The organism is Streptomyces sp. 13-12-16 (assembly GCF_002114215.1).
GTDB lineage: Bacteria > Actinomycetota > Actinomycetes > Streptomycetales > Streptomycetaceae > Streptomyces.
This window is the reverse complement of sequence record NZ_NCTE01001456.1, coordinates 532-861: the sequence shown is the minus strand read 5'-3', so window position 1 is coordinate 861 and position 330 is coordinate 532. Positions and strand designations below refer to the sequence as shown.

The 330-nt window shown below is 78.2% G+C and carries 1 pseudogene; it reads left to right on the top strand.

What is annotated here, in order from left to right:
• A pseudogene (locus B7767_RS42580) lies at positions 1–271 on the top strand (serine/threonine protein kinase); the annotation flags it as partial.
• Between the last annotated feature and the right edge of the window lie 59 nt (positions 272–330).

Below are 330 nucleotides of genomic sequence, written 5' to 3'. Positions count from 1 at the left end.
CGTGGAGCCGCGCCTGGAGCGGTCCGGCGACGGCTACGAGCGGATCGGCGGGATCCGGGCGACGACGTACCAGGGGCGCGAGGCCGCCGACATGGAGTGGTACGCCGCGGCCGGCGACGCCCGGGTGCGCACCTTCGGCCGCGGGTTCCTGCTGGGCGGCGGGCGCGGCTTCTCGCTGCGCTGGACGACCCCTGCCGCCGGCTGGGAGGAACCCGCGAGCCGGGTGGCCCTGCGGACCTTCCTACGGACGTTCCGGCCCGCCGCGGACTGAGCCGCGCGGGGCGCGCAGCTTGCGCAGGGGCCACTCGTGCAGCGGGCGGGTGAGCCAGC